The 5,267-nt window shown below is 36.4% G+C and carries 3 protein-coding genes and 1 pseudogene; all 4 read right to left on the bottom strand.

Annotated features, from left to right (window positions below):
- Positions 1 to 448 (bottom strand): annotated as a pseudogene (locus AC1DDX_RS22910) (L,D-transpeptidase family protein); the annotation flags it as partial.
- A gap of 82 nt (positions 449 to 530) precedes the next feature.
- Positions 531 to 3,155 (bottom strand): outer membrane beta-barrel protein, encoded by a 2,625-nt coding sequence (locus tag AC1DDX_RS22905; protein WP_288880651.1) that lies wholly within the window; start codon positions 3,153 to 3,155, stop codon positions 531 to 533.
- Positions 3,156 to 3,261: 106 nt separating this feature from the next.
- Positions 3,262 to 4,749, bottom strand: coding sequence for a carboxypeptidase-like regulatory domain-containing protein (locus tag AC1DDX_RS22900; protein ID WP_172660690.1), 1,488 nt, complete (start codon positions 4,747 to 4,749; stop codon positions 3,262 to 3,264).
- On the bottom strand, positions 4,750 to 5,267 hold a 518-nt coding region (locus tag AC1DDX_RS22895; RefSeq protein WP_477622651.1), incomplete at its 5' end, for a FecR family protein.

Genomic DNA, 5,267 nt, shown 5'->3' with positions numbered 1-5,267 from the left:
GCCCCTCTGCAGCATTAAGCTCCAGATCAGCAATTACAGGATAAACTTCATCTATTGATTTGAATTTATTGGCGTGTAATGTAGCCAACAGCGATTCTATTTGCTTATACCTAAAGAGATTTGGGCTAAAGCCATGTTCCTCACTCCTGCCTATGTAGTTTTCTAAACTATCTAACCCACCATTTACAAAGAATTTGGTAACCAATTCAGGTTTATATTCATTTGCATAGTAATAGTTTGTTAACGTATTGGGATTCGAAAATTTAGGTTTTAAAGAATCAAGGTGTTTTTTAAAAACAACATTATATACAGCAGTATCAAATTTTTTGTACAGTTTATTTTTGAAATGATCTGACAGTACTACCCCTACTTCAGGCACATCTTTAAACCAATTACACGATGATAGCATCGTTATTAACACAACAACAGGCAGTACAGTTTTTTTCAAAGCAAGTGAGTTAGCGACAAATTTAGCCGTTTTTTTATACTTAATGCTTTACCCAAACAAATTAAGTGCCACTTACTATTTCTTAAGCTCCAAACTTCCTTACTTTAAATATAAACGAAAGCATGAAATATCGACCTAATCTGTTTACTTGTCTATCTACAATTACGTTATCGAACACATCTCTTGAGATGCCTGAATTTTCATTAAATAAATCAAACCCATCCAGACGTAAGGTGCCCATGTCTTTTTTAAGAAACTTGTACTCCATAAACAACCGTAATATAGTAGGGTTATTCACAAAAGAATTATCATACCCTGAATTGATCTGTTTAGTAAAGTCGTAACCAAGAGTTAGATCTTTAAAAAAGTAATTACGCCCCTCTATTCCGTATTCAAAACGATTGGTCTGCCGGTCTTCGAAATTCTCTTGCGAATAGGTAGTCCTATTTTGCATGTAAGATGTCTCTATTTCGAAATTAACAATATTTTCCAGGTCTACCCTAAATTCCAATTCCTGTCTCCATACTGCATTTTTTGCAACGTTCTTATTTTGATCAACAAAAGCAACATTGTTATTTAAGGAACCCCATCCGGAAAACTCTATTGTAAACTTACGCTCAAAGAACGGCTTGGAATAGTTATAGTCTCCACTTAAATTATAAAAACCATCAGTATTGGTATAACTGGTTATTTGATTTACTGTATTTGGGATCAGTACTTTAGTAGTTACGATCTTATTTTGTGTTTGGTTATATGAAATATTGGCCGATAACATATGCCCACGGTTCCAGTCTGATTGTTTGTAGCGGGCATTTACACTGTGAATAAATTCAGGCTTTAAGTCTGGATTACCAATCACTACGTTTTGAAGGTTAGAATTGTCAGCAATGGGCTGTAGTTGTAAAAACCCGGGTTGGTTGTTACGCCCCCAATAATTGAACTCAAACGATTCCTGATTTGAAAATCTATACACCATTCTGGCCGAAGGGATCAGATTAAATGTCCTTTGTTCTGTACTGATGTCTTTACTGACATTTTGCCCTTTAAGTACGGCTGGCTGACCATTTACACCTAAAGTATAATTAAACTTTTCACTAATAAAACGATAGTTTACCCCTACTTTATTGGTAATAAACTGATAATCGTAATTATTACTTAAATCCGGATTAAACACTTCTCCACCGTTAAGTACGTCCCGGGTATCTCTGGTACTGGAAGTGGCAGATCGGCTATAATTGTAATTGAATTCGATAAATGTTTTACGCCACAAAGGTTCCATGTAAGAAAATCCCGAGTAGGTACCCAGGGTGTGGCTATTCTGATCGGTAAGTTGATTTTGGAATCTTGTAGAATCAACCCCGCCCTCAGTAATCAGGTAATCATTAGACACGTCCTTAAAGTTATCACCATTAGAATAGTTAAAACCACCCCAATAACTAAAGTTCCTGCCTTTCTTAGAAAATTTATGATTGTAAAACAAGTTAGTTTTCATGAATAAGGAACTGGCATTATTCAGGTTTTTACTATTGCGGTTCGTGATCAGATCCTCTTGAGTGATAGTAGAAAGGCCACCACTACTACCGCTATTTGTATTATATGTAAACTGTGGAGACACTTTAAGATAATTCATGGTATCTCTCTTATATTCTACATTACCATTAAACTCATGATTATACCTGTTGTTTAAATTATCGTTCCTCGAATCCTCTAAACGGGTATAACTATCAAGAAAGTTCTGGGTATGCGAAGTACTAATGGTATTGTTTTTAGTGTTATCGAAATTATAGCTTGCATCAGCAGAAAGTTTGGTGCTCCACTCATTTCGATAATTCAAGCCACCTGCATTTCTGGTAGTTATTCCATCACCTCCGCCCCCTCTCATGTTCGCATTATTTACTGTACCATCAAAAGAAACCTGGCGCTCTCCTTTCATGCTATTGCCCCTAAAGCTGGTATTGTACCTGTCAGAATTACCTACCCCTCCCTGTGCCCGGGCAAAGTATCCCTTTTTCTTATCCTCCTGAATGGTTAGGTTCAGTATTTTTTCAGGCTCACCTGTTTTTATGCCTGTTAATTTAGCCTGATCGCCATAGTCGTCTATAAACTGAAGGTTTTTAATGATGTCGGCAGGCAAATTCTTAATGGCAGTAGCCACATCCGTACCAAAGAAATCCTTTCCATTTACTTTTATCTTGGTTACCGGTGTACCTTGGTTGGTTACATTTCCATCTTTATCAACCTTTATACCGGGTAACTTTTTCAATATTTCATCTACAGCATCCCCTTCCCTAACAGGAAAAGAAGCCGCATTAAAGCTTACAGTATCTTCAGTAACTTTTACAGGAGGAACTCCCGAAATAATTACTGCATCAAGAGTATTGGAAGTTGGTTTGAGTTTAACATTGGGAATTACCAGGGTATTGCCTTGTGTAATGGTGTACTGTTTGGTAAAAGTATCAAATCCAATAAATGCTGCTGTTAAGGTAAATTGTTTAGACTTAACCTTGGTAAAACTGAAGCTTCCGTCTGTATTGGCCGAAATACCCAGGCTATCTTTAACCCAGTTAATTCTAACGATGGCACCGGGCAGTGGCAGCCCAGCAGTATCTAATATGTTTCCTTTAACCGTGTAACTTTGTGCTTTACTGGTTAAAAAAGCACCAGTAAGCGCTACAAGTAAAAGAATTGATTTAATAAAATGGTTCATTTGGTTGTGTGTGTGCCATAAAGGTACAATAAGCTTTGCTAAAGCGTTTTAAGCGTAATTAACATGTTACAACAACACTACCATAAAATTCAGAATACCAAGTTAATTAGTCTTTTGTTTTTGGTAAGATATAATCCATCGGCACCATATCTGCAACCTTTTCATAACCCCAGAAACCTTCATAGAGCAAAGATCCGGGATCATAAATGCCCCCGTTCTCATAAAAATTGATGGACGATTTTAATTGATAAACCAATGAGATCTGAAACCTCGAATATTCTGGTGGTCTTTCAATCTTGTAACCAGAATGATCCGCATAGTTTCTTGTTTCCCTCTCCTTTTTAAAAACGATGTACAGTGCATCTTTGTAATTGAGGGTTTTCAGGCTGCTTAATTTTTGTTTAACCAAAGTATCTGTTAACACCTTCCCTCTGGTTAGCACTTCTAAAGTATCCGGCTTATTCTTCATCATGGTCCAGTAACTCAAAGAATCTTTTCTGGTCTTTAAGCTAATTTGTTTCCCTCTGATATCAGAAAAGAAGTTAATCTTCGCTTCAGTTAGTGTATCCGGGCGTTTACTCTTATTTGGGGCCTTTACCAGTTTGTTAATAATAAAGCCATCTTCCTCAATTGAGTTACTGTATAACGATCTGAAAAAATGTTGAGGAGAACCTAAGTAGGCCACTTTTCTTTTTTCCTGGTAAGCTCTTATTTTTGACCTTGTGCCCTTGATTTCTTCAAAATAAGGATAGCCATAAAATAAGACAATCTTTGTTTCTTCATCTTCTTCAAAGTATTTAAGCAGGTATTTAATTCGGTACCCCAATGCTTTATTTTCTACAACAATAAATTCATCGGCTATTGCTTTCAATATGTGCTTTTCATCATCATAATCAAATTGTATTACCTCCGGATTAGTAATTTCGCACTTTTTAGAATTTGGGGATGTGCCAATGAAACTTTCCTTAAAGGCCTTAAGGCGCTCTTCACGATGCGGATCTAATGTAATTACGACCTCTTTTAACTGTTTAATATTTTCCTGAAGCTTAATTTCTATATCGGCAGATTTACTAATAATGGTTACGTTTTGGTTTGCTGGAAGATACCCGATCATTTGAACAAGCACATTGTAATTTCCTTCCTTTAAATTTCGAATCACAAACCTTCCTTCATTATCTGCCACAGTTCCTGTCTGGTATCCGCTAAGTAAAATGCCGGCACCCGGCAATGTCTCTCCATTCTTATCTTTAACTACCCCGGAAATAGCATATAAACTCTGTGGTGGCAAAACTTCATTCTTATTCTTAGCAATAATCATTACAATTTTATTTTCGATAATGTAGGTTACAGGTAGATCTTCAAAAACGGTACTCAAAACCAAATCAATACCTGCATTTTTAACAGTTATACTAACTGTTTTTAAGCCCTGTAGTAAAGAGTTATCGTACAGAAAATCATAGTTGCATTGTTTTCTGATCTCCTTAAAAACTGTCGACAATTCGGTATCCTTTAGCGACAGAGTGATACCTTGCGCGTTCGCGTTAACTGTGGTATGCAGAAATACGATCAAAAAAAACGCGAATATCAATCTCATCTACTCTGTAACTATAACTCTGTTTCCGTCTATTTTAAATTTAACCTTACCCGTTACTTCTAATGCTTTTAAAACAACCGAAATATTTTTTGAACGAGATACTGTACCGCTTAAATGGAGGTTTTTATGATTTCCATTGTCAACAATTTCAACATTATACCATCGGGCAACCTGACGCAGAATGCTGCCAAAATCTTCGTTATTAAATATAAAATCTCCATTTTTCCAGGCTACAGCCCCCTCTGTGTCTGCCTTACGAACACTTAGGTTATTTTTGGCTAACAACGATTCCTGACCAGGCTGTAAAATCTTATGTTCATTATGGTTCGACACTTTAACAGATCCTTCTAATAATGTAGTTCTGGTTGCATCCTCATCGCTATAAGAATTTACGTTGAAATGGGTACCCAACACCTCAACCTCTTGTTTATCTGTTTTCACAATAAAAGGATGGATTTTATCTTTCGCAACTTCAAAATAAGCCTCACCCACAAGTTCGACTTTACGCTGTTTAAGTG

Source organism: Pedobacter sp. 10L46_2 (assembly GCF_056395165.1).
This window is presented reverse-complemented; position numbering and strand designations above follow the sequence as displayed.